Genomic DNA, 20,314 nt, shown 5'->3' with positions numbered 1-20,314 from the left:
CAACATATTTTGTTCACAAAACGTCCAAAGGAAATGTGATTTAAATCACATTCCTTCTTCTCGAATTCTTTTACGATAGAGTTGTAATAAGAACTGAGGGGGAATTGACATGTTACAAGCAAGAACGATTGAGATCATTAAGTCAACCGTACCTGTATTAGAAGTCCACGGAGAAGCGATTACTTCCCGTTTTTATCAACTGCTCTTTACGAAGCATCCAGAACTTTTGAATATTTTTAACCATGCGAATCAGAAAAAAGGACGCCAGCAAGCAGCACTTGCAAATGCCGTTTACGCAGCAGCAGCTAACATTGATAAGCTTGAAATGATCATTCCAGTTGTAAAGCAGATCGCTCATAAACATAGAAGTTTAGGTGTAAAACCAGAGCACTATCCAGTTGTTGGGGAAAACTTGCTGCAAGCGATAAAAGACGTTCTAGGGGATGCTGCAACAGATGAAATAATCAACGCTTGGGCCGAAGCGTACGGCGTGATCGCTGATGCATTTATCGGAGTTGAGCGTGACATGTATGAAGCAGCTGAACAGCAAAAAGGCGGATGGGAAGGATTCAGAGCATTTGTTGTTGCTGACAAAGTGGAGGAGAGCAGTGTGATCACATCATTCTACTTAAAACCACAAGATGGCGGACCAATCGCGGAATTCAATCCTGGGCAATACGTGAGTGTAAGAATGGAAATCCCAGGTGAAACGAACACACATATCCGCCAGTACAGTTTATCTGACGCGCCAGGAAAAGAGCATTACAGAATTTCTGTTAAAAAAGAAGCAGGCTTAAATTCTCCAGACGGTATTGTATCTGTTTATTTACATGAAGGTGTAAAAGCAGGAGATGTACTATATCTAAGTGCACCAGCAGGAGATTTTTACTTAGACACTGAGAGTGATAAACCAGCTGTTTTGATCAGTGGCGGTGTTGGTCTTACTCCAATGGTAAGTATGCTGAAAACAGCAGCTGAAAAGCAGCCTGAGCGTGAAGTGACTTTCATTCATGCGGCAATCAACGGCCAGACACATGCATTAAAAGATGAAGTGAAAAAAGTGGCAGAAGATGCTGAGAACATCTTAACTTATTTTGTTTATGAAAAACCATTAGAAGAGGACTTCGGATACGATCAGACGGGTTATATTGATGAAGCATGGCTTCGCAAAGTGTTGCCATTAAATAGAGAAGCGGAATATTACTTCTGCGGCCCGGTTCCATTTATGCAGGCAATCAATCATGCACTTCAAGAGTTAAACATCAAGAAGGAAAATATTCATTTTGAATTCTTTGGTCCTGCAAGTGATTTGGAAAAAGAAAAAGTAAACGCATAAAAATGACGAACACCTTCCTGATATGGAAGGTGTTTTTTATGTTGAGACCCAGCGCTGAAAGCTTAGTAATAAAGCTTTTCTTTTATACAACAGTAAAGCTAACAATAGAAGTAAACTTAAAGCAGTTATTTCTGCTCCTAGATATATTCCACCGAGGGTAAAATAGATACTGATCTTTGGTGCGAAAAAAATCCATCCCACGATGCCGAGGATCCCAACACATAGATTCAACATTAAGCTTATAAAAAAATGAGGGACAACCATCCCTGTATGCTTTACCATAAACGCAGCATATTTGTAGCTAATAGGCAATCCAGAAAGTAAGAATAATGTATAGAAGATAATGTTTAAATCGGCTTCACTGAGCAAGAAATCACTCCTTTTGTATTCTATTTATTCCACTTTCGAGAGGAACATTCCTCTCTGTTTTTCTAAAGTGAAACGCATTTGGAAATGATATCGTCTAACGCTTAAAAGGGGTGCTGAGGATGAAAATAAGATTTTTATTATTCTGTACACTGGTATGTTCAACGATTCTGTTTACAGGATGTTCTGCCAAAAAAGAACCTATTGACGGCAAAGTCTCTGGTGCAGTGTTTGAAAAAGTTCATTCATTAATCGGGAGTCAGCCAATAGGTTTTGATTTGAAGAATATGAGTATTGATTGGGTGGAGGATTCGTATAATGAAATTCAAACATTAGCTGATCCATGGCTTGAAACGTTATCACCTGCATATGAAATAAACAAATTTACATTGAAAGAATATATTCATATTTATTACAGCAATCCTTATGATAAGAATGAAAATATAGATATATTCATACCGTATCCGAAAGCTAGAGAAGCTCATAAAAATATTATCCTTAAAGGGAAAGACAACGGAACGACGAAATACTACGTGTTTGAGGGCGGGGAGAAGGAAACTGCCGCTTTAGTAGACTGGATGAAAGATCACGAACCGAATTAAGCATGTAAAAAGGGCATAAGGATGCCCTTTTTACTTTTTTATAACGTGTAAGGTGCAAAGTTAGGAAACGGATGATTCGCTTCAGCTAAAGATGAGGGGCTTTTGATTTCAGCAATTTCCATTATTTCATTCCAGACTTTCATTACGATTGGGGATTCGTGGGCAGCATCTTTTGCTTGCTCCGACTTCCACTCGAAGATCTCAATGACCGTGCCATCTGCTGCTACAGCACGGATGGGTTCACGTGAAGTAATAAGCTCTTCTGCTTCTAGCGTTTTGATGTGGTTTTTTAAAACTTCATTAAGCTGTTCTTCTTTTCCCTCATGGGGCTGGTACAGCGCCATCGTTATTAATGTAGACATTTCGCTTCCTCCAATATAAAGGCAGATTTCTTCACCATTTGTTTATTCCTATTTTATCATAGGGAACATGTCTTAAAGAGGGTTAATCACCCTCTCATAAGTGAAGACTGTTTTACAGACTAGCCATAAAAGGAGAGATAAGATGAGATACCCGCGTTCTTTTTCGCATATCGGACTATCCGTTCCTGATGTAGAAAAAGCAGTGAAATTTTATGAAGATGTAATGGGCTGGTACACAATTATGCAGCCGACCATAATAGAAGAAGATGACAGTCCGATCGGTGAAATGTGTACGGACGTATTCGGTCCAGGGTGGAAGAAGTTTCGAATCGCCCACATGGCGACATCGGATAAGATCGGAATTGAGCTGTTTGAATTTGAAAACAATGAAAAGCCTGAGAATAACTTTGAATATTGGAAAACAGGAATCTTCCATTATTGCGTTCAGGATCCAGATGTTGAAGGACTTGTAGAAAAAATCGTGGCGCATGGCGGAAAGCAGCGAATGCCGATCCGCGAATACTATCCAGGAGAAAAACCGTATCGGATGGTTTATTGTGAAGACCCATTCGGCAACTTAGTTGAGATCTATAGCCATAGCTATGAGCTGACCTATTCAGATGGTGCATATTAATAAATAAAAGTAGGATGATTCCGGCTGGAGTCATCCTTTTTTTGAGGAAATTTGCTTTTTATTCTATCGTGTCATTTTGAGAAAGACAATTAAATAAAAAGACGAAATAAATAGACATGGAATAGGTGATAAATGGTTAATCCCACTTTATTTTAAAAATACCCACGTTATTTTAAATAATCCCACGTTAAGTGACCAAAATCCCACGTTAATTTTTATTTATCGAATTTTCGACAACTGCAGATAAAGTACAGGCAAAAAAGAGACTCATGCAGGTCAAACCGACCGCATGAGCATCAATTTTTTATCCATCAGTCCCGGTCTTCATGATTTTCTCAAATTTTTCCTGAGTAAGCTTTTTTGCAGGAACAGGCTGCTTCTTTTTACGGCGGCTGAAACGGCGCGTTTTTGTATAAGAACCTTGAGCAAGATACTGTTGTTTCATCGCTTCGACCATAAAGTTTAGAGCGAGTATCGAAACCGCAAATGCAGCGAGCGGCGTGTAAATTACCCATAGATTGCCTCGGATTTCATATATATAAGCACCGATCATACTGGACCACTCGTTAATCATGGAAACGGGCAGGGTATTGTTGCTAAGTGGTTCTAGCGTAATAATATCCATACCGCCGATAAAAACCTTTAAAACTCCCAAATGAGCGACGAGCAACAGAGTAGAGATTAATTGCTGGCTGTACAAGATACCTAGACGAGGTCTTAGAAAGGGCAGGACATGTTTAAAGAGTGTATGAAATCTACCGCCTCCGAGTACTTTTACAGATGAGATAAATTCATTTTCTAAGAACTTTTTTGTCTCGCTTGCAACGGTAATCATGAGCGGTGGCACAGCAATTACAACAAGTATGGTTATTGCAAAAATCGTCTGTTCATCACGAGGGAGTGACCACGTGAATATCTGCAGCACAGGAAAGAGTATAAGATAAGCAATAATAGTTGCCGGAGCATAATAAAATGCTTCGAAAAGTTTGTTTAACATTCTAAGTATGGATTTAGGAAGCTGACTAAACAGAAGACCTAGCAGAGATCCGATCAAAAGTCTTGCGAATGCGATTAAAAAGGCAAAACCTAGTGTGTATTTTGCTCCATCTAATACCTTATGAAGCATACTTACCCCAAACCGGTCTGTTCCAAGGGGCATATCTTCAAACGGTGCGATCGGGACTGAATCAATCGGTGTGTTATTTTCATCATAACGAATTTGCATAACGGGCTTTTCTTTGTCAGGCACAAAATAAGAATAGATAATGCTTCCGAAAAAAAGTGTAATAATGATAAGGAATCCGGTCAGGAATAGAGGGCTTTTCCATACAGACATCTATGCCGCCTCCTCTTCATTACGGCCAAGTCGAAAGTTTATCGTATAAGAGATGGCTGTAAAAATGATATAAAATGGAACGAACATCAACAAGACACTGACTGTCACTACATCTGGCGTAGTTGGGCCATTATTCAGCATGAATTGTGTGATACCTGGAATCGCCATTATATATTCGATAATAAAGAGCGTTGATATCATTAGCCAATAGATTGTCTTTGTATGATAAAAAAGGCTGATCAAGGAATTCCTTAGCATGTGGACATAAAGAATTAATGAATACTTTATTCCTTTTGCACGAGCAAACTCAACATAGACTTTGGAATCTTCATCATCAAGCAAAAAGAGCAAAGTCCTCACGATAAATAATGTAGGCAGTATGGCTAAACAGAGAACAGGAAGCAAGAAAATCGGTTCTTGTTTGCTATGAACGATTGGCATAATAAGTTCCCCTGTGTTTCGATAAACAAGGATAATCATATATTGAATCATAGTTATTAAAAAAATATCTGGCAGGGATTCTAGTGAAAAGAAGAAAAAGCGGACCGTTTTTTGAATTCTGCCTGGTAAACTCTTAATAAGTAAAGCGAATAGAATGGCTGCACCAACAGATAAGAAAAAAGCACTGACAACCAGTTTAAGTGAGAAATAAAAATAGGGTAATATCGTGGGAAACAAGTATTTTACCTGCTGGCTTTCATAATATTCGACATTTGAAAAAGTTAGAATTTTTCCCATCAGCACGCTAATTTTATGGAGATAAGCATCAAAATACAATCCAAGGTCCTGATTTAAAAATAGTGCGTTTTTAATAGCTCCTGATTGCAATAACCGAGCAACAGCCTCAATGCCTTGTACATTGCTGAAAAACAGAAATGGCAGTGCTCCAATAAAAAAAACACCAATAATAGGCAGCAAAAAACTAAGCCCATGACGCAGGACAGAAACAACCATGAAATTTTCCCCCTCAATATCTATATCTCTCTCTTTTATCTAATAAAGTTAATTAGTTCGACAGAAACCATAATTTACCTTTTGATTTATAAAAAAAACGCTGCCATATTGACAGCGTTTTTCTTATTTCAAAATACTTAAATAAGCTTGCCACGGTCCAACGTCTTCTTTATAACGCTTTGCCATAATTCTTGTAATTTGAGAGATGTGCGTTAAGTCATGAACGGCCCAAGTCGAGAGCAATTCTCTTAATCTAACAGGTCCGAATTCTGGGTGTCTTGCTGATTGTTCAAAATCTGTCACGCTGCTAAGCTGACTTCTCAGTTTTACGAGACTTTCTTCCCGGTATTGTTTAAACTCCAGTAATAGCAGCTCAATGTTCTTTTCACTTTTAGATAAGTGCGAAAAACGATCAAACGGTGGAAAAGTATAATCCTCGCCTTTTGTCAAAATCATATTCATTCGAGGGATCCAGTTCACCTTTTCTCCTTCAATAAGGTGAGCTACAACCTCGAGGGCATTCCATGTGTCACCGCCTTCACTGCAAGTTAACCAATCAGGAGAAAGGCCAGTTAAAAGAGAGGAAAGCGTTTCAGGTGTACGTTCCAATAGCTCAATAGCTTCATTGATTTTGAAATTCATTGAAGGTATCCTTTCTATTAAAATTCATTGATCATTTTTACAACTCTTCTTACTAAATCAATCGATTCAAGTGTTTGACCACCGATCTCTAAAGCATGATTTGCTCCAGGGGGAATAAAATAATCTATATTTTTATTTGTCTGTAATTGTTCAAGGCTTTCTTTGTTGTAGAAAGAATCCCTGTCTCCGATCATACATAATCCTTTATTTTGACTATTTAACATTGTCTCAAATACGTTTTTCTCTTTCAAATGTGGTGTTAACCAAACCGTTTTAGCGTTTTGCAAAGGGTGAAAATTTAACGCTTCTGGCATCGCCAAACATCCAAAGGATTTACCTACAAGGTAATAAGATTTAAAATCTGCATCACGTAAAGTTTCATGAAGCACTGTCATCACATCTGGGGCTAATGTACTTTTTAATTCTTCATATGTAAAATGGTCATACTGATCCGTGTGGTACTCATAGTTTATATGCAGTACGTCATAACCTCTATTTAAATATGCTCCTGTGGCGAAGTGGAGTATAGGTGATTTAACGGTATAGCCCATGCCTGGAAGAATGATTGCCAAACCATTTGGTTTTTCAGTCTTATTTAAAAACGCATAGGGAACTTTCATTTCTTTGTAGCCTTTTACAATTCCTTCACGTACATTCATTCCTGTCTTTTGCCCCCATTCGTTAATAAAATATTGATTATAATATCGTATCGAAGAGCTGAACTTTTAGATGATCTTTGTTCTTATAATCAAGAAACCGTTCGATATGCCATTTGTTAAGTGCCCTTGTATAGTTATTTTTCATAATCCATTCATGAAGTTTTTCATAACTGTTTCTGATTTCATGGTTCGGTCCTTCATGCAAGATCATTGCATATGTTTGCGGCGGAACAGTGAGCGAGGTCATGTCTTCTGGAATGTCTGCATATTTATCGACTTGAACGCAAACCCAATAACCATCTTCATTTTCAGAATCGGCATCCACAATAAAGGCTCCAATTTGCTGATCAGGTGAGATGACGTGTTTAACATCCATAATCCTATTCTGTAATGCGAGAGATGCTTTTGGAATTTCGTTTATATACTGATCACCATCACAAAGAACTCGAAAGCCAACTAACTTTAATTCTTCTAGCAGTAGAATGCTGATTTTATCTTGAAGTGTATTTCCTTTCATAAAAAAACTCCTTTCAAGGGTCTGCTTATCTCTTCTATAAAAATGACACCCATCCTTTATTTTTCTCCTGAAAGCTTAGCTAAAGAATTTTTTCCTTATATTTTCATTTTAATAATTCTTTTTACCTGTAAGTGCTAGATTCTTATACATCAAATGACCGAATCTTGTGAAAGGTACTTATCTTGGTTCTTTGTAAATGTTAAAATGTTGGTGAAACGTTTCGATTGACGATGATCTTAAAACTGAAAGGGGCAGCATTTTATGAAACCAGCAAAGGTAATTAGCTTTCTTTTAATGTTTAGTCTTTTTGCGAACTTGTTTGTTACGCCGAAAGCCACAGCGGCAGATCTCGGAGAAGACCTTGCTTTTCAGGTTGAATTGAAAGCGATTGCAAAGAAAACGTATAAATTTTATCAGGACCATACAGATCCGGTTACAGGAATGACGTATGACGAAACACGTTATACAGCAGATGGTAAGAAGGATGCGACTCACACATCTCCAACAAACATCGGGATGTACATGATGAGTACGGTTTCTGCTCAGCAGTTAGGAATTATCACGAAGGATGAGGCAGTAAAAAGAATTCAAGTAACGCTGAATACACTTGAAAAACTAGAAAAATGGAATGGATTATTTTATAACTGGTACAACACGAAAGATGGATCGCTAAAAACAGACTGGGGACAATTTATCTCTCAAGTAGATAACGGTTGGCTGTCTGCTGGATTAATTGTTGTCGGGCAAGCCTACGATGAACTCAACCCTCAAACGAGCAAGCTGGTTGAGAACATGAATTACACTACTTTATACGATCCTGAAGTAGGTCAGTTCCGCGGTGGATATGATGTTGCTCAAGGTAAGTTGACGGATCATCATTACGGATTGTTCAATACTGAACCGCGTGTCGCGAGCTATATCTCGATCGGAAAAGGTGATGTTCCAAGTGAGCACTGGTGGAAGATGTACCGTACGATGCCTGCAAGCTGGGATTGGCAGGCTCAAACTCCAGAGGGACATGATGCTGTTTATGATGGAGTTACTGTATTTGAAGGGCATTATGAATACAACGGAGTAAAATTTGTACCGAGCTGGGGCGGAAGCATGTTTGAAAGCCTTATGCCGGGAATCGTTTTAAAAGAGAAAGACCTAGGGAAGAACGCTCTCGGAATGAACAATGCACGTCACGTTGAGCTTCAGCAGGCATTTGCAGAAGAAAAAGGATATCCTGCTTGGGGATTCTCGCCGGCAGCAACACCTGACGGATACAGTGAATTCGCAGCAACACCACTGGGCACGTCTGGATACAAAGATGGCGCGACAGTAACAGCTCATGCTTCTTTCCTCGCATTGGATTATGATCCAGAAGCAGTTCGTCAAAACATTAAAGCATTAAAAGAGCTAGACACTTACAGCACGTATGGATTCTACGATTCAGTAAACGTCGAAACGGGTGAGATCGCAAAGGCGTATCTTGCACTGGATCAGGGGATGATCATGGTATCCATCGCTAACTATTTAAAAGATGGCGTAATCCGTGACTACTTCCACCAAGATCCAATTGGTAAAAAACCAGAAGAATTGCTTGAGAAAGAAGTGTTTTCGATTCAATAGGTTATGTGAGCACCCTATCCCGTGTGGATGAGGGTGCTTTTTTTAAAATGAAAAAGCTGTTGGAGATTGTCTTGTGCGAGGAACGGAAGAATCTCTGCGTGAACGTGTAACAAATAAAAGAACACTACCGTTAACAAAAGGGATTGAGATAATTTAGGCGAAATAAGTCATAAACCTTACTAGCGAAAAGGAGTGATTTTCTTGAACACGGCTTCGCAAGAACAAACCCAAAAAGGGAAGAACACATATACATTTGAAGAGTTTCTGCAAAAGCGTCAAAGCCTTGATTGGTACCATGATGAAACGTTTTTGCAACAAGCGGTAAAACATTTTACGGGATCGGAATTTGAATCTATACATAGTGCAGTCATCTCTTTTTCGTCAACCGTTTCTTCAAAATGGAACCGTTTGGCTGAGCAAAACGCCAGACCTGAAGTTCGTCCTTATATGCTTCATTATGATGCATTCAACAATCGTATAGACCGGATTGTCCGCCCGATGGAATTACATCAGCTTGAAAAAGAAGTATTTGGTGAAGGACTTTTTTCTAGCAAAATGACACCTTGGGAAAGTTTCGTTAAACGAATGCTGATCCATCAGCTCGGAGAAGCGGGTGTTGCCTGTCCGCTGACTTGTACGATTGGTCTTATTGCTTTACTCGAGGAATATCAAAATCAAGAGCATCCTGAACTTCAAGAGATTTTGCAGCACACAAAAGAGGGTCTAGAAGGAGATTTTGCAATTGGTGCTCAGTTCATGAGTGAAATGCAGGGAGGATCCGACTTGCCAGCAAATGTTCTTGAAGCAGTGCCTGACGGGAAGAACTATCGCTTGTACGGAAACAAGTTCTTCTGTTCTGTAGCACATGCAGATTATTCAGTGGTAACGGCTAAAATTACAGGATCAGATAAAATCTCAACTTTTATCGTTCCCTCATGGCTTCCAGGTAATAAAGAAGAAGAAAAGAGAAACGGCTATCAGATTAACCGGATAAAATGGAAGATGGGAACAGCTGAGCTTCCAACAGGGGAGATACAATATGATGGAGCACTTGCTTATCCGGTAGGACCAGAAGGAAATGGTATTGCCGTAGCGGTAGGTATTGTACTCACTCTATCGAGGCTTGAAATCGGTATTGCATGTGCTGGTTTTATGCTCCGTGCAGCGCGTGAGGCGAAGCTTTATGGAGATTTCAGGACTGTTTTCGGGAAAAAAGTGAAGGATTATCCGCTTTCGGCAAGAACGCTGAAAAGAATCGAGAATGCTGCTGCACGGACGACTGCTGGTGCATTTAAGATCTACGATTTGTTTTTAAGACTGGATCGGCCATTAAATCCCGGCATACCAAAGGATCAGCCGCTCGAAATAAGAAAGCAGCTGTTTAACTTAAGAGAACTCGTTTTATTACAAAAGATTTGTGCGACCAATGAGGGAGCAGAAGTGCTAAGGGATGCAATTTCGGTGTTCGGCGGACACGGAGTGATGGAGGAGTTCTCTTCACTTCCGCGCATCTTCCGGGATGTTGTCGTTAATGAACAATGGGAAGGACCTCGCAATCTTTTATTAACGCAAATCTACCGCGACATTCAAAGAGTGGCAGACTGGTATCCACCGGCTGATTTTGTAGAGAGTGTGCTGCAGGGAGCATCGCAGGAAACAATAAAAGAATATGCGGAAAAATTAACTGATTTGATGCGAAAAACAGTCTGCGGGGATGTTTCAGATGAATCTATCCAGGCAGCCGAAGAGTGGGATGCGCTTTGTGATGGGTTTTTTAAGGTTTATCAGACGGTAGCTCTTCAAGAAATTCATTATGAAGCCTAATTAAAGTGTGTTTGAGCGAAAAGTAGTGCATTTTGAGTGTAGCTAGCTCATTTTGAGCGAAACTCAACCACTTTTGAGCGCAGGTTAGAGATTTTGAGCTCAGGTCGGAATTTTTGAGAGTACGTGGAATAAATAAAAGAACACGTACCGTAAAACTCTTAATATAAAAGGAAGGGCTGACATTAAATTAATCAGCCCTTCTTTCTATTTCATACCTGAAATGGTATAGCCTTCGATAATATGCTTTTGGAAGATGATAAAGATTATTACGATCGGTACGACCATGAAGGTTGAACCAGCCATCTGCAATGCGAAGTTTCCACCGTATTGACCCTTCAGTAAGCTCAAACCGACAGATAACGTGTACAGACTCTCATCGTTCGCTATAATCAATGGCCATAGGAAGCTGTTCCATCCAGCGATGAAGGTCAGGATTCCCTGCACCGCCATGATTGGCTTTGAGATCGGAAGGATAAGCTGCATGAACACGCGGAATTCGCTCGCTCCATCCAATCGAGCAGCTTCAAGCAGCTCGTCTGGAATCGTAGACATAAACTGTCTGAATAAGAAGATGCTGAATGCGCCGACTAAACCGGGCAACACTACACCAGTCATCGTGTTCGTTAACCCCATCTGGTTGAGGATCAAGTAAACAGGGATCATCGTAACCTGACCAGGAATCATCATTGTCGCAAGCACGAGATAGAAGAGCTTGTCCCGGCCTTTGAACTTATACTTTGCAAAAGCATATCCAGCCATCGCGTTAAAGAAAAGTCCGACGAAAGAACAGAGGACAACGATAATTGTATTTTTTAAATAAACACCAAAGTTCATGTTCTCAAACAGGTAGATGAAGTTTTCCGCTGTAAACGTTTCAGGCCACAATGTCGGAGTAAGCTGAAGGACTTCACTTTCAGGCTTGAAAGCAGAAAGGATCATCCAGATAAACGGAATGGCAACTAGTAATCCGCCAAGTGTTAAAACGATTCCGGCTATCCATTGCTGCATTCTGTAAGCTTTTTTAGCATCAGATACTTTTGTTTTCATGTTCTCACCTCACATCTTAAAAGTCGGTATCTTTCTTTTGCAATCTGAACTGAATCATTGTAATGATGATAATTGCGATAAATAGGACAAATGATCCTGCAGCTGCATAACCAAAGTTGCTTAGCTGGAATCCGTTACGGTAGATAAATAGCGCAACTGAAGTCGTACTGTCTAATGGTCCGCCCTTTGTCATAACAAATGGTTCTTCGAAAAATTGGATCCAGCCGATCATTGTCGTAATCGATACGAAGAAGATCGCATAACGCAGCAATGGAATCGTGATTTTCGTAAGCTGTTTCCAGTTGTTAGCACCATCTAGCTGTGCTGCTTCATAGTACGTTTTCGGAATTCCTTGCAATGCAGCAAGGAAGATAATCATGTTAACTCCGATTGCGCGCCAAACAGCCAGAGCAATCAAAGAGCCTTTAGCGATCGTTGGATCTTGAAGCCAAGGAATAGCCGGAATGCCGACAAGTCCTAAAAGATAATTGAACAAACCGAATTGCGGGTTGTAAAGATACGTCCAAACAACAGCTACAGCGACTACGTTCGTAATTGAAGGCATATAAAAAACGAGTCGAAAAGCTTTGAAAATACGTGCTGTACCAAAGTTGATCAATAAGGCGATTCCAAGTGAACATGCTATTACAAGGGGTACACCGAACACTACATAAAAAATTGTGTTGCCGATTGATTTTAAGAAGATCGGATCTTTAAATATATTTAGGTAATTTTCAATTCCTATAAAGCTGATGTTCGAGTAATCAGCTAAACCAGCCAGGTCAATATCTGTAAAACTAATCACCAATGCAACCAGAATCGGGAATAGAGAAAATAAGGCCAATAGAATAAGTGCCGGTCCAATGAAGAGGTAAGGAGTTGATTTTGAATAGCTTTTCATGTTTTTCACATCCTTCATGTTGCCCGGGTGTAACAATAAAAAGGTAACGAGCAGGGTTAGCTGCTCGTTATACCTATGTTAGGCCGGACTTATTTCTTTAATATCTCTTCTGATTTCTTGTCGAAAGCATCCATTTCTTTTTGAACATCTGCTCCGCCGCGATAGATTTTCTCGAAGCTCTTCAAGTACGTTTGAGCGATTTCTTCCCATTGTTTAATTACAGGCATAGGCTGTGAGTTTTCCATTTGCTCACCGAATGCTTTGTAATATTCGTTGTCAGTAAGTGACTCATCTTCCCAAGACTTTTGAGCTGCTGGAAGAGAGTTAGTCATTTCCATCCACTTCAATTGTGTTTCGGGTTTACTCATAAATGCTGCAAATTTCAATGCTTCTTTTTCGTGTTTTGTGTGTTCAAATACAGATAAGTTAGATCCGCCAAGTGCAGAAGTATTGTTTTCTTTTGCCGGAAGTACAGCTGTTGACCATTTTCCTTTTAAATCAGGTGCTTGGTCGTTGATCAATTTGATCATCCATGGACCGCTGATGAACATTGGAAGAATACCGTCTCCACGGAAACCTTGGATGATGTCCATGCCAAGCTCTTCTTTAGGTGCAGCTCCGCTTTCATAGAAGCTGTTCAAATAATCTACTGCTTCAACAAACTTTGGTTCATTAAATTTAGGATCATTGTTTTCCCCTAGAAGTTCAGCTCCGTTTTGGCGAGCGAACATGAAAGATAAGCTTTGTTCTTTAGCATCAATAGAGATACCATATTTTCCTTCACCACGGTCAGCAAGCTTGTCCGCAGCATCTTTCAGCTCATCCCAAGTCTTTGGAGCTTCTTTATAACCTGCTTCTTCAAGCAGATCTGTACGGTAGTAAAGTACACGTGTATCAATGTACCAAGGTACACCAACCATTTTGTCTTCGTATTTAGTCGTTTCAACAGAACCTTCAAAGAAGTTTTTCGGATCTAATTCAGGATAATCTTTTACGTGTGGCGTTAAGTCTTTTAAAGCTCCTGCTGAAGCGAATTCAGGAATCCATGTTGTTCCCATCTGAAGAACGTCAGGTCCTTTTTTAGATGCAACCGCAGTTAAAAGTTTATCGTGTGCTTGATCCCAAGGAAGAGCTTGCACTTTTACATCGATCTTTGGATTTTCTTTTTCAAATTCTTCTGCGATCTTAGGAAGGGATTTTGCTTCTTCTCCCATACCCCAAACTGTTAAAATAGTTTTCCCATCGCTTGAATCGTTTGAGCAGCCTGCAAGTGCGCCAGAAAGTACTAATGCTCCAACCATTGAAGTAACCATCGACTTCTTAAACCAATGTTTTTTCATAAGTGTTCCCCCTAAATTTGGCTTTTGATCAGCTGTAGAAATAAATTCCCAACTAATTGAAAAAGCAATCTCGTATTATTATTTTCTTTACTTCTTTTGAAAATTATTGTTGAAACGTTTCGATAAGCACATTATAATTCAAGTTGAAATCGTTTTCAACACCAGAATTCAAAAAAATATGAAACTTTCATTATTTGTTGAAAGCAAAGGGTTTTAAAGGTAATTCCGATTTTATGATGAAGTAAGAAAAAATTGACACTCTTGCAAATACATCATATAATCGCCTTGAATTTAATAGAAACGTTTCGATGATTAATGGAATTTCATTTTTCTAAAAGATTGTTGTTTTTGAAAGCTCTTCTCTAAAAGATTGTTTCTTTTGGTTCATTTTTCTATTCTCTTCATTGATAAGTTGATTGGAGTGCAAGGTGCGAGACTCCTGCGGGATTAGCGGGACAGGTGAGACTCCTAATGGTGCGAAGCGCCAAGGAGGCTCACCGCACGCCCCGCGGAAAGCGAGCATCCTGGAACGGAAATCAACCACTTCCAAAAGCAACAATTTCCAAAAGCAAAAAAGGTTAAGCAATAGCCCTAGATTTTAAATAAAACTTATAAGGAGCGCGGGTGAATGAACAATAACCGGATTACATCATTAATAGAAAAAATGACGATTCACGAAAAGATCTCACAGCTTATTCAGCTTGCAACGCCATTCTATGAAGGTGCAGCCAACGGCGGTCAGATTACGGGTCCGATGCTGGAGCTTGGAATACAGAAGGAAGATGTCATAAATAGCGGATCAGTATTAGGGGCTTCAGGTGCTAAAGAAGTGAGAAGCATCCAGGAAGTTCATTTAAAGGATAACAGACTTGGCATCCCGCTCTTAATGATGGCGGACATTGTTCATGGCTACAAAACCATATTCCCCGTTCCTTTAGCGATTGGCTGTTCATGGGATTTAGAAGCTGCTGAAAAAAGTGCAGAGATCGCTGCAAAAGAAGCATCAGTAAGCGGGGTTCACGTTACGTTTGCTCCGATGGTTGACTTAGTACGCGACCCGCGCTGGGGAAGAGTCATGGAAAGCACGGGTGAAGACCCATTCCTGAACGGCGAGTTTGCAAGAGCATTTGTTAGAGGCTTTCAAGGAAATGACCTCACAAATGAGACAGACCGAGTAGCAGCATGCGTGAAACACTTCGCAGCATACGGGGCAGCTGAAGGCGGCCGTGATTACAACACAGTAGATATGTCAGAACGCCAGCTTCGCGAATCATATTTTCCTGCTTATAAAGCAGCACTTGATGAAGGCTGCGAAATGGTGATGACGGCTTTTAATACAGTAGATGGTATTCCAGCAACAGGGAACAAAAGATTGATGCGTGACCTGCTCCGCGAAGAGATGGGCTTCAACGGTGTATTGATCTCCGACTGGGGAGCTGTGAAAGAACAGATTCCGCACGGTGTCGCGAGAGATGAAAAGGAAGCTGCTGAAAAAGCGATCCAGGCTGGAGTCGATATCGAAATGATGACTTCGTGCTACCCACATCACTTACAGTCACTTATAGAAGAAGGAAAAGTTGAAGAAAAAACAATCGATGAAGCAGTTTATCGTATTTTAGAGCTAAAAGAAAAATTGGGACTCTTTGAAAATCCTTATCGCGGTGCAGATGAAGAGCGTGAGAAGGAAATTGTGCTTTCTGAAACACATCGTAAAGCTGCATACGAACTAGGAGTAAAATCAAGTGTGCTACTCAAGAATGACGGAATTCTTCCTTTAAATAAAGAAAAGAAAATTGCGCTGATCGGACCATTTGCAAAAAGCGGAGATATTTTAGGGCCATGGTCTTGGTTAGGTTCAAAAGATGAAGCTGTTACTTTATTTGACGGGATTTCAAAAAAAGTAAGCTCCAAAAATCTATTAGTTGAAAAAGGCTGTGACGTTGAAACAGGATCTGAAGAACATTTTAATAAGGCGATCTCACAAGCAAAAGAAGCAGATGTCATTGTACTCGCGCTCGGAGAGGATTCTGAAATGAGCGGTGAAGCAGGGTGCCGTGCAGACATTCGTTTGCCGGAAATTCAGCTGGAGCTTATTTCAAAAATGAAAGAGTTTGGGAAGCCAATTGCAGTTATTTTATTTAACGGCCGGCCGCTTGATCTTACTGGAATCGAAGGACAAGTGGATGCCATTTTAGAAGCTTGGTACCCGGGAACAGAAGGCGGAAATGCTCTCGCAGACCTTCTGTTTGGAGACCAGAATCCTTCAGGGAAACTGACGATGTCGTTTCCATATACTGTAGGACAGGTTCCTGTTTATTACAACAATTTCAATACAGGACGTCCGAAAGGTGCACCTGACGCACAAGTCCGTTATGTCTCTCAATACTTGGACATTCCAAATGAACCATTATATCCGTTTGGTCATGGATTAAGCTATACGAACTATCAATACAGTGAATTAAACCTTTCATCAAATACGATGACAACAGATCAATCACTGAATGTCTCTGTAAAAGTGACGAATTCAGGTGATGTAACTGGTGATGAGATCGTTCAATTATACGTACGCGACATGGCCGGAGAAGTGGTCCGTCCATTAAAAGAATTGAAAGCTTTTGAAAAGGTGACACTAGCACCTGGTGAAACAAAAACAGTAGAATTCACGTTGACCGAAGAACAGCTTCGCTATCACCATGCTGACCTTGCTTTTACAAGTGATGCAGGGGAATTTACGGTATTTGTCGGCGGCAGTAGCCATGATGTATTGAGCGCAGCATTTGAACTTACCAAATAGAGAATTGAGGGGTAACTTATGACAACTATGACGAAAGGAGACTTTGAAATTAAAGCCGGTGAATATCGATTTACTTTTCTGAACTCTGGCGATATTTTTGAAGTTTCCCATAACGATACAATGATCAATCAATGGATGAGCAACCCGATCGACGGCGCTTTGAATAACTTATATCTGCGCCTCTTTCAAAAGGATGGCATCAAAGTAACTCCGCTATTAGGTGTTCGTTCAAATAGTTCAGTTTCTCATACAGACAGCCATGTATTCTGGAAAGGATTATTTGAAGGTGTTTCTTACAAAGTATCTTTCACTTTATCAGAAAAAGGTATCTGGTTCTGGGATGTAGAGTTAGAAGGTTCTGATGTAAAAGCCGACATCATTTACGGACAAGATGTTGGACTTGCGCATAGAGGGGCAGTCCGGACAAATGAGGCATTCATCGCTCAATATGTCGACCATCGCGTTTTTGAAAAAGAAACATTAGGCTATGTTGTTTGTTCGCGCCAGAACCAGCCGAACGGTAAAGCTTTTCCGTATCTTCAGCAAGGTTCACTGACAAAAGCAGTTGGGTATGCGACTGATGGTTTCCAATTTTTTGACCGTTCTTACAAAGAAACGGATGTACCTGAAGCATTATATAAAGAAAATCTTCCAAACGAAGTCTATCAATACGAGTTTGCTTATACAGCTCTTCAGTCAGAAGCGGTTGAACTTCAGGGGAAAGAGCAATTTATCTTTTATGGCTGCTTTAAAGAGGACCATCCAGAAGCGATTACTTCCGTTGAATTTACTTCAGAAGTGCTTGATGCCTGGAAAGACGTGCAATCTCAAAGTGTAGAAGAAACGATTTCTCTTCCAAAAGTAAGAATGAATGAAGAATTTGCAGGAACATTAAAAACAGCAGATCTAACGATTGAAGAAGTAGACCTGCTATTCCCGGAAAGAATTTTAGAAGAATATGAAGGAGACACGTTGCTGTCTTTCTTCACACCAACCTATGAACATATCGTTTTAAAAGAGAAAGAAAGAATTGTAGAACGTCCGCACGGGCACATTCTAGTAACAGGCAACAATGTTCATTTAAAAGAAGATACGATCTCAACAACTTCATATATGTACGGAATTTTCAACTCCCAGCTGGTTGTCGGAAACACATCGTTTCATAAGATGATGACGAATGCCCGTAATGCACTAAATGTAATGAAAACTTCCGGTCAGCGCATCTATGTTGAACTCGAGGGCAAACTTCAGCTGTTGACAATGCCCTCACTATTTGAGATGGGCTTTAACTATACGCGCTGGTTCTATAAAACAGAAGAAGAAATGTTTATCATCACAAACTTCACAACGGTTGATACACCTGAGGTAGAGATGCAAGTGAAGACACAAAGCGGTAAGAAATACCGTTTCGTCGTAACGAATCAAATATCCATGAACAACCAGGAATTTGAAGTGCCGTTTAAAGTGGAAAAAGAAGAGAATGTACTGACGTTCACTGCAGATTCTTCATCTGACAGTGCAAAAACATATGAAAACTTAAGCTATCGTATGAAAGTAAATGGGGCAGAGATGCAAGTGACAGATGAGACGATCTTTGGTGAGAATATTGAGTCTCTGTCAGCTTCACTCGTTGTATGTGACTTAGCTCCAGCAAATGAATGGACGGTTACGGTTCAAGGACTCATTGACGGACAGGCGATTCCATTTACTGAAAAAGAAGCCGATATTGAAATTGAGCGATACCGTGAATTTATCCGAAACACGAACCGCGGTTTCCATCTTTCAAAAGGCGGAGAAGAAACAGCAGAACTTCAGAAAATGAACGCACTGGCACACTGGTATACGCATAACATGCTCATTCATTATTCAGTTCCGCACGGATTGGAGCAATATGGCGGTGCAGCTTGGGGTACACGCGATGTATGTCAGGGACCGACTGAATATTTCTTGGCGACTCAGCATTATGACGCAGTAAAAGAGATCTTGCTGACGGTCTACTCACATCAATACGAGGAAACAGGGAACTGGCCGCAATGGTTCATGTTTGATCAGTATTTCAAGATTCAGCAGGAAGAATCCCATGGAGATATCATCGTCTGGCCGTTAAAAGCTGTGACTGATTATCTTGCCGCAACAAATGATTTTTCGATTTTAAAAGAGGAGATCCCTTATACAGAGAGCTCGTTCGGTTTTACAGAGAAAAAAGCTACTTTGATGGCTCACATACAAAAGCAGATCGACTATTTGAAAGCGAATTTCTTGCATGATACTCACTTGTCTTCTTACGGTGATGGGGACTGGGATGATACGCTACAGCCGGCAAATCCTCAGCTGAAAAAATTCATGGTGAGCTCTTGGACAGTCGCTTTAACGTATCAAGTGATGACACATTTCTCAAGAATGGTGAACAATGTGGACGAAGAGAAGGCTCTCGAACTAGGGCAGCTTGCTGAAAACATTAAAGCAGATTATCAAAAATACATGCTGAGCCATGATGTGATTCCTGGGTTTGTGTATATGGAGAATGCAGAAGAACCGAAACTTATGCTGCACCCGAGTGATAATACAACAGGCATTAACTATCGATTGCTGCCAATGACCCGCAGTATGATCGCAGAACTTTTAACTCCAGAACAAGCTGAACAGCATCTAGACGTGATCATGGACAAGTTTTATTGTCCGGATGGTGTGAGGCTGATGGATAAGCCTGCACATTATAAAGGCGGTGTCAGCACACACTTTAAGCGAGCTGAACAAGCATCAAACTTTGGTCGCGAGATCGGTCTTCAATACGTTCATGCACACATTCGTTTTGTAGAAGCGATGGCGAAACTAGGGAAAAATGGCGAGGTCTGGAGTGGTCTTGAGAAGATCAATCCAGTCATGATTCAAGAAGCAGTTCCGAATGCTGAGAGACGACAAAGCAATGCCTACTTCAGCAGTTCAGACGGCGATTTCAAAACGCGTTACGAAGCGCAGGAACGTTTCAGCGAGCTGAAAGAAGGCAAGGAAAAAGTAAAAGGCGGATGGCGCATCTATTCTTCAGGACCAGGAATCTATATGAACCAGTTGATCTCCAATTGTTTAGGGATTCGTCCGAATGGCGAAAATCTCGTTATTGACCCTGTACTTCCAGAAGATATGGACGGATTAGTATTTGAATATATGGTTGATGACAAGCCTGTAACGTTTATCTATCGTATTCGTGGAGAAGAAGGAAGCCGTCTTGTAGTTAACGGTAAAGATGTGAAAGCAGAAACGTATCAAAACCTTTATCGTGATGGCGGATTAGTCGTTAATCGTTCCGAATTTGCCAGAGAATTGACAGAAGACAAGAATACGGTGGAGATTTATTCATAATCATTCGGTATAATAAAGGAAAACGT

17 protein-coding genes are annotated in these 20,314 nt (G+C 40.4%); 7 read left to right on the top strand and 10 right to left on the bottom strand.

The annotated features are described in order from the left end of the window. Positions 1–109 precede the first annotated feature (109 nt). The gene (gene hmpA, locus ACFW35_RS14655; protein WP_379846745.1) at positions 110–1,336 is read left to right on the top strand and encodes an NO-inducible flavohemoprotein; all 1,227 of its coding nucleotides are present in this window, start codon (positions 110–112) and stop codon (positions 1,334–1,336) included. Positions 1,337–1,372: 36 nt separating this feature from the next. Here hmpA and ACFW35_RS14650 read toward each other — a convergent pair whose 3' ends face one another. After that, complete coding sequence (locus tag ACFW35_RS14650) at positions 1,373–1,705, bottom strand: hypothetical protein (RefSeq protein WP_379846743.1); 333 nt, start codon at positions 1,703–1,705, stop codon at positions 1,373–1,375. Between the two features lie 119 nt (positions 1,706–1,824). Between ACFW35_RS14650 and ACFW35_RS14645 the strand changes: the two genes are divergently transcribed. Further along, positions 1,825–2,304 (top strand): hypothetical protein, encoded by a 480-nt coding sequence (locus tag ACFW35_RS14645; protein WP_379846742.1) that lies wholly within the window; start codon positions 1,825–1,827, stop codon positions 2,302–2,304. 38 nt (positions 2,305–2,342) lie between these two features. Here ACFW35_RS14645 and ACFW35_RS14640 read toward each other — a convergent pair whose 3' ends face one another. After that, positions 2,343–2,666 carry a hypothetical protein gene (locus tag ACFW35_RS14640; protein ID WP_379846740.1) on the bottom strand — a complete coding sequence of 108 codons (324 nt, stop codon included), beginning with the start codon at positions 2,664–2,666 and terminating at the stop codon, positions 2,343–2,345. Positions 2,667–2,808: 142 nt separating this feature from the next. On the opposite strand from ACFW35_RS14640, the gene ACFW35_RS14635 reads away from it, so the two are divergent. After that, positions 2,809–3,300, top strand: coding sequence for a lactoylglutathione lyase family protein (locus ACFW35_RS14635; protein WP_379846738.1), 492 nt, complete (start codon positions 2,809–2,811; stop codon positions 3,298–3,300). 304 nt (positions 3,301–3,604) lie between these two features. Here ACFW35_RS14635 and ACFW35_RS14630 read toward each other — a convergent pair whose 3' ends face one another. The 5 genes from ACFW35_RS14630 to ACFW35_RS14610 all read right to left on the bottom strand — a co-directional run bounded on the left by ACFW35_RS14630 (position 3,605) and on the right by ACFW35_RS14610 (position 7,408). Continuing rightward, positions 3,605–4,636, bottom strand: coding sequence for a hypothetical protein (locus ACFW35_RS14630; protein WP_379846736.1), 1,032 nt, complete (start codon positions 4,634–4,636; stop codon positions 3,605–3,607). Next, positions 4,637–5,590 (bottom strand): ABC transporter permease subunit, encoded by a 954-nt coding sequence (locus tag ACFW35_RS14625; protein ID WP_379846734.1) that lies wholly within the window; start codon positions 5,588–5,590, stop codon positions 4,637–4,639. Positions 5,591–5,713: 123 nt separating this feature from the next. Beyond that, positions 5,714–6,232 carry a DinB family protein gene (locus tag ACFW35_RS14620; protein WP_379846732.1) on the bottom strand — a complete coding sequence of 173 codons (519 nt, stop codon included), beginning with the start codon at positions 6,230–6,232 and terminating at the stop codon, positions 5,714–5,716. A 17-nt stretch (positions 6,233–6,249) separates the two neighbouring features. After that, positions 6,250–6,891 (bottom strand): alpha/beta family hydrolase, encoded by a 642-nt coding sequence (locus ACFW35_RS14615; protein WP_379846730.1) that lies wholly within the window; start codon positions 6,889–6,891, stop codon positions 6,250–6,252. 37 nt (positions 6,892–6,928) lie between these two features. Beyond that, the gene (locus tag ACFW35_RS14610; protein WP_379846728.1) at positions 6,929–7,408 is read right to left on the bottom strand and encodes a GyrI-like domain-containing protein; all 480 of its coding nucleotides are present in this window, start codon (positions 7,406–7,408) and stop codon (positions 6,929–6,931) included. A gap of 261 nt (positions 7,409–7,669) precedes the next feature. Between ACFW35_RS14610 and ACFW35_RS14605 the strand changes: the two genes are divergently transcribed. Further along, positions 7,670–9,022 carry a glucoamylase family protein gene (locus tag ACFW35_RS14605; RefSeq protein ID WP_379846726.1) on the top strand — a complete coding sequence of 451 codons (1,353 nt, stop codon included), beginning with the start codon at positions 7,670–7,672 and terminating at the stop codon, positions 9,020–9,022. A 201-nt stretch (positions 9,023–9,223) separates the two neighbouring features. Then, a complete protein-coding gene (locus ACFW35_RS14600; protein ID WP_379846724.1) occupies positions 9,224–10,846 on the top strand; it encodes an acyl-CoA dehydrogenase family protein in 1,623 nt (540 codons plus the stop codon). A gap of 204 nt (positions 10,847–11,050) precedes the next feature. On the opposite strand, the gene ACFW35_RS14595 is transcribed toward ACFW35_RS14600, so the two are convergent. The 3 genes from ACFW35_RS14595 to ACFW35_RS14585 form a co-directional block, all read right to left on the bottom strand. Next, a complete protein-coding gene (locus ACFW35_RS14595; protein ID WP_379846722.1) occupies positions 11,051–11,893 on the bottom strand; it encodes a carbohydrate ABC transporter permease in 843 nt (280 codons plus the stop codon). Between the two features lie 16 nt (positions 11,894–11,909). Further along, positions 11,910–12,794 carry a carbohydrate ABC transporter permease gene (locus tag ACFW35_RS14590; protein ID WP_379846720.1) on the bottom strand — a complete coding sequence of 295 codons (885 nt, stop codon included), beginning with the start codon at positions 12,792–12,794 and terminating at the stop codon, positions 11,910–11,912. A gap of 89 nt (positions 12,795–12,883) precedes the next feature. Continuing rightward, on the bottom strand, positions 12,884–14,134 hold the full coding sequence (locus ACFW35_RS14585; protein ID WP_379846718.1) for a sugar ABC transporter substrate-binding protein: 1,251 nt from the start codon (positions 14,132–14,134) through the stop codon (positions 12,884–12,886). Positions 14,135–14,762: 628 nt separating this feature from the next. Between ACFW35_RS14585 and ACFW35_RS14580 the strand changes: the two genes are divergently transcribed. Together ACFW35_RS14580 and ACFW35_RS14575 are read left to right on the top strand one after the other, a co-directional pair. Further along, positions 14,763–16,928 carry a glycoside hydrolase family 3 N-terminal domain-containing protein gene (locus ACFW35_RS14580; protein WP_379846716.1) on the top strand — a complete coding sequence of 722 codons (2,166 nt, stop codon included), beginning with the start codon at positions 14,763–14,765 and terminating at the stop codon, positions 16,926–16,928. A gap of 18 nt (positions 16,929–16,946) precedes the next feature. Continuing rightward, positions 16,947–20,288, top strand: a complete 3,342-nt coding sequence (locus ACFW35_RS14575; protein ID WP_379846714.1) for a GH36-type glycosyl hydrolase domain-containing protein — start codon at positions 16,947–16,949, stop codon at positions 20,286–20,288. Positions 20,289–20,314: the final 26 nt, after the last annotated feature.

The organism is Fictibacillus sp. NPDC058756, from assembly GCF_042746035.1.
Lineage (GTDB): Bacteria > Bacillota > Bacilli > Bacillales > Fictibacillaceae > Fictibacillus.
This window is presented reverse-complemented; position numbering and strand designations above follow the sequence as displayed.

Bases quoted from the DNA above. Each gene is read 5' to 3' on its own strand.
- hmpA (WP_379846745.1), top strand. From the start codon at position 110: ATGTTACAAGCAAGAACGATTGAGATCATTAAGTCAACCGTACCTGTA.
- ACFW35_RS14645 (WP_379846742.1), top strand. From the start codon at position 1,825: ATGAAAATAAGATTTTTATTATTCTGTACACTGGTATGTTCAACGATT.
- ACFW35_RS14640 (WP_379846740.1), bottom strand. From the start codon at position 2,666: ATGTCTACATTAATAACGATGGCGCTGTACCAGCCCCATGAGGGAAAA.
- ACFW35_RS14635 (WP_379846738.1), top strand. From the start codon at position 2,809: ATGAGATACCCGCGTTCTTTTTCGCATATCGGACTATCCGTTCCTGAT.
- ACFW35_RS14630 (WP_379846736.1), bottom strand. From the start codon at position 4,636: ATGTCTGTATGGAAAAGCCCTCTATTCCTGACCGGATTCCTTATCATT.
- ACFW35_RS14625 (WP_379846734.1), bottom strand. From the start codon at position 5,590: ATGGTTGTTTCTGTCCTGCGTCATGGGCTTAGTTTTTTGCTGCCTATT.
- ACFW35_RS14620 (WP_379846732.1), bottom strand. From the start codon at position 6,232: ATGAATTTCAAAATCAATGAAGCTATTGAGCTATTGGAACGTACACCT.
- ACFW35_RS14615 (WP_379846730.1), bottom strand. From the start codon at position 6,891: ATGAATGTACGTGAAGGAATTGTAAAAGGCTACAAAGAAATGAAAGTT.
- ACFW35_RS14610 (WP_379846728.1), bottom strand. From the start codon at position 7,408: ATGAAAGGAAATACACTTCAAGATAAAATCAGCATTCTACTGCTAGAA.
- ACFW35_RS14605 (WP_379846726.1), top strand. From the start codon at position 7,670: ATGAAACCAGCAAAGGTAATTAGCTTTCTTTTAATGTTTAGTCTTTTT.
- ACFW35_RS14595 (WP_379846722.1), bottom strand. From the start codon at position 11,893: ATGAAAACAAAAGTATCTGATGCTAAAAAAGCTTACAGAATGCAGCAA.
- ACFW35_RS14590 (WP_379846720.1), bottom strand. From the start codon at position 12,794: ATGAAAAGCTATTCAAAATCAACTCCTTACCTCTTCATTGGACCGGCA.
- ACFW35_RS14585 (WP_379846718.1), bottom strand. From the start codon at position 14,134: ATGAAAAAACATTGGTTTAAGAAGTCGATGGTTACTTCAATGGTTGGA.
- ACFW35_RS14580 (WP_379846716.1), top strand. From the start codon at position 14,763: ATGAACAATAACCGGATTACATCATTAATAGAAAAAATGACGATTCAC.
- ACFW35_RS14575 (WP_379846714.1), top strand. From the start codon at position 16,947: ATGACAACTATGACGAAAGGAGACTTTGAAATTAAAGCCGGTGAATAT.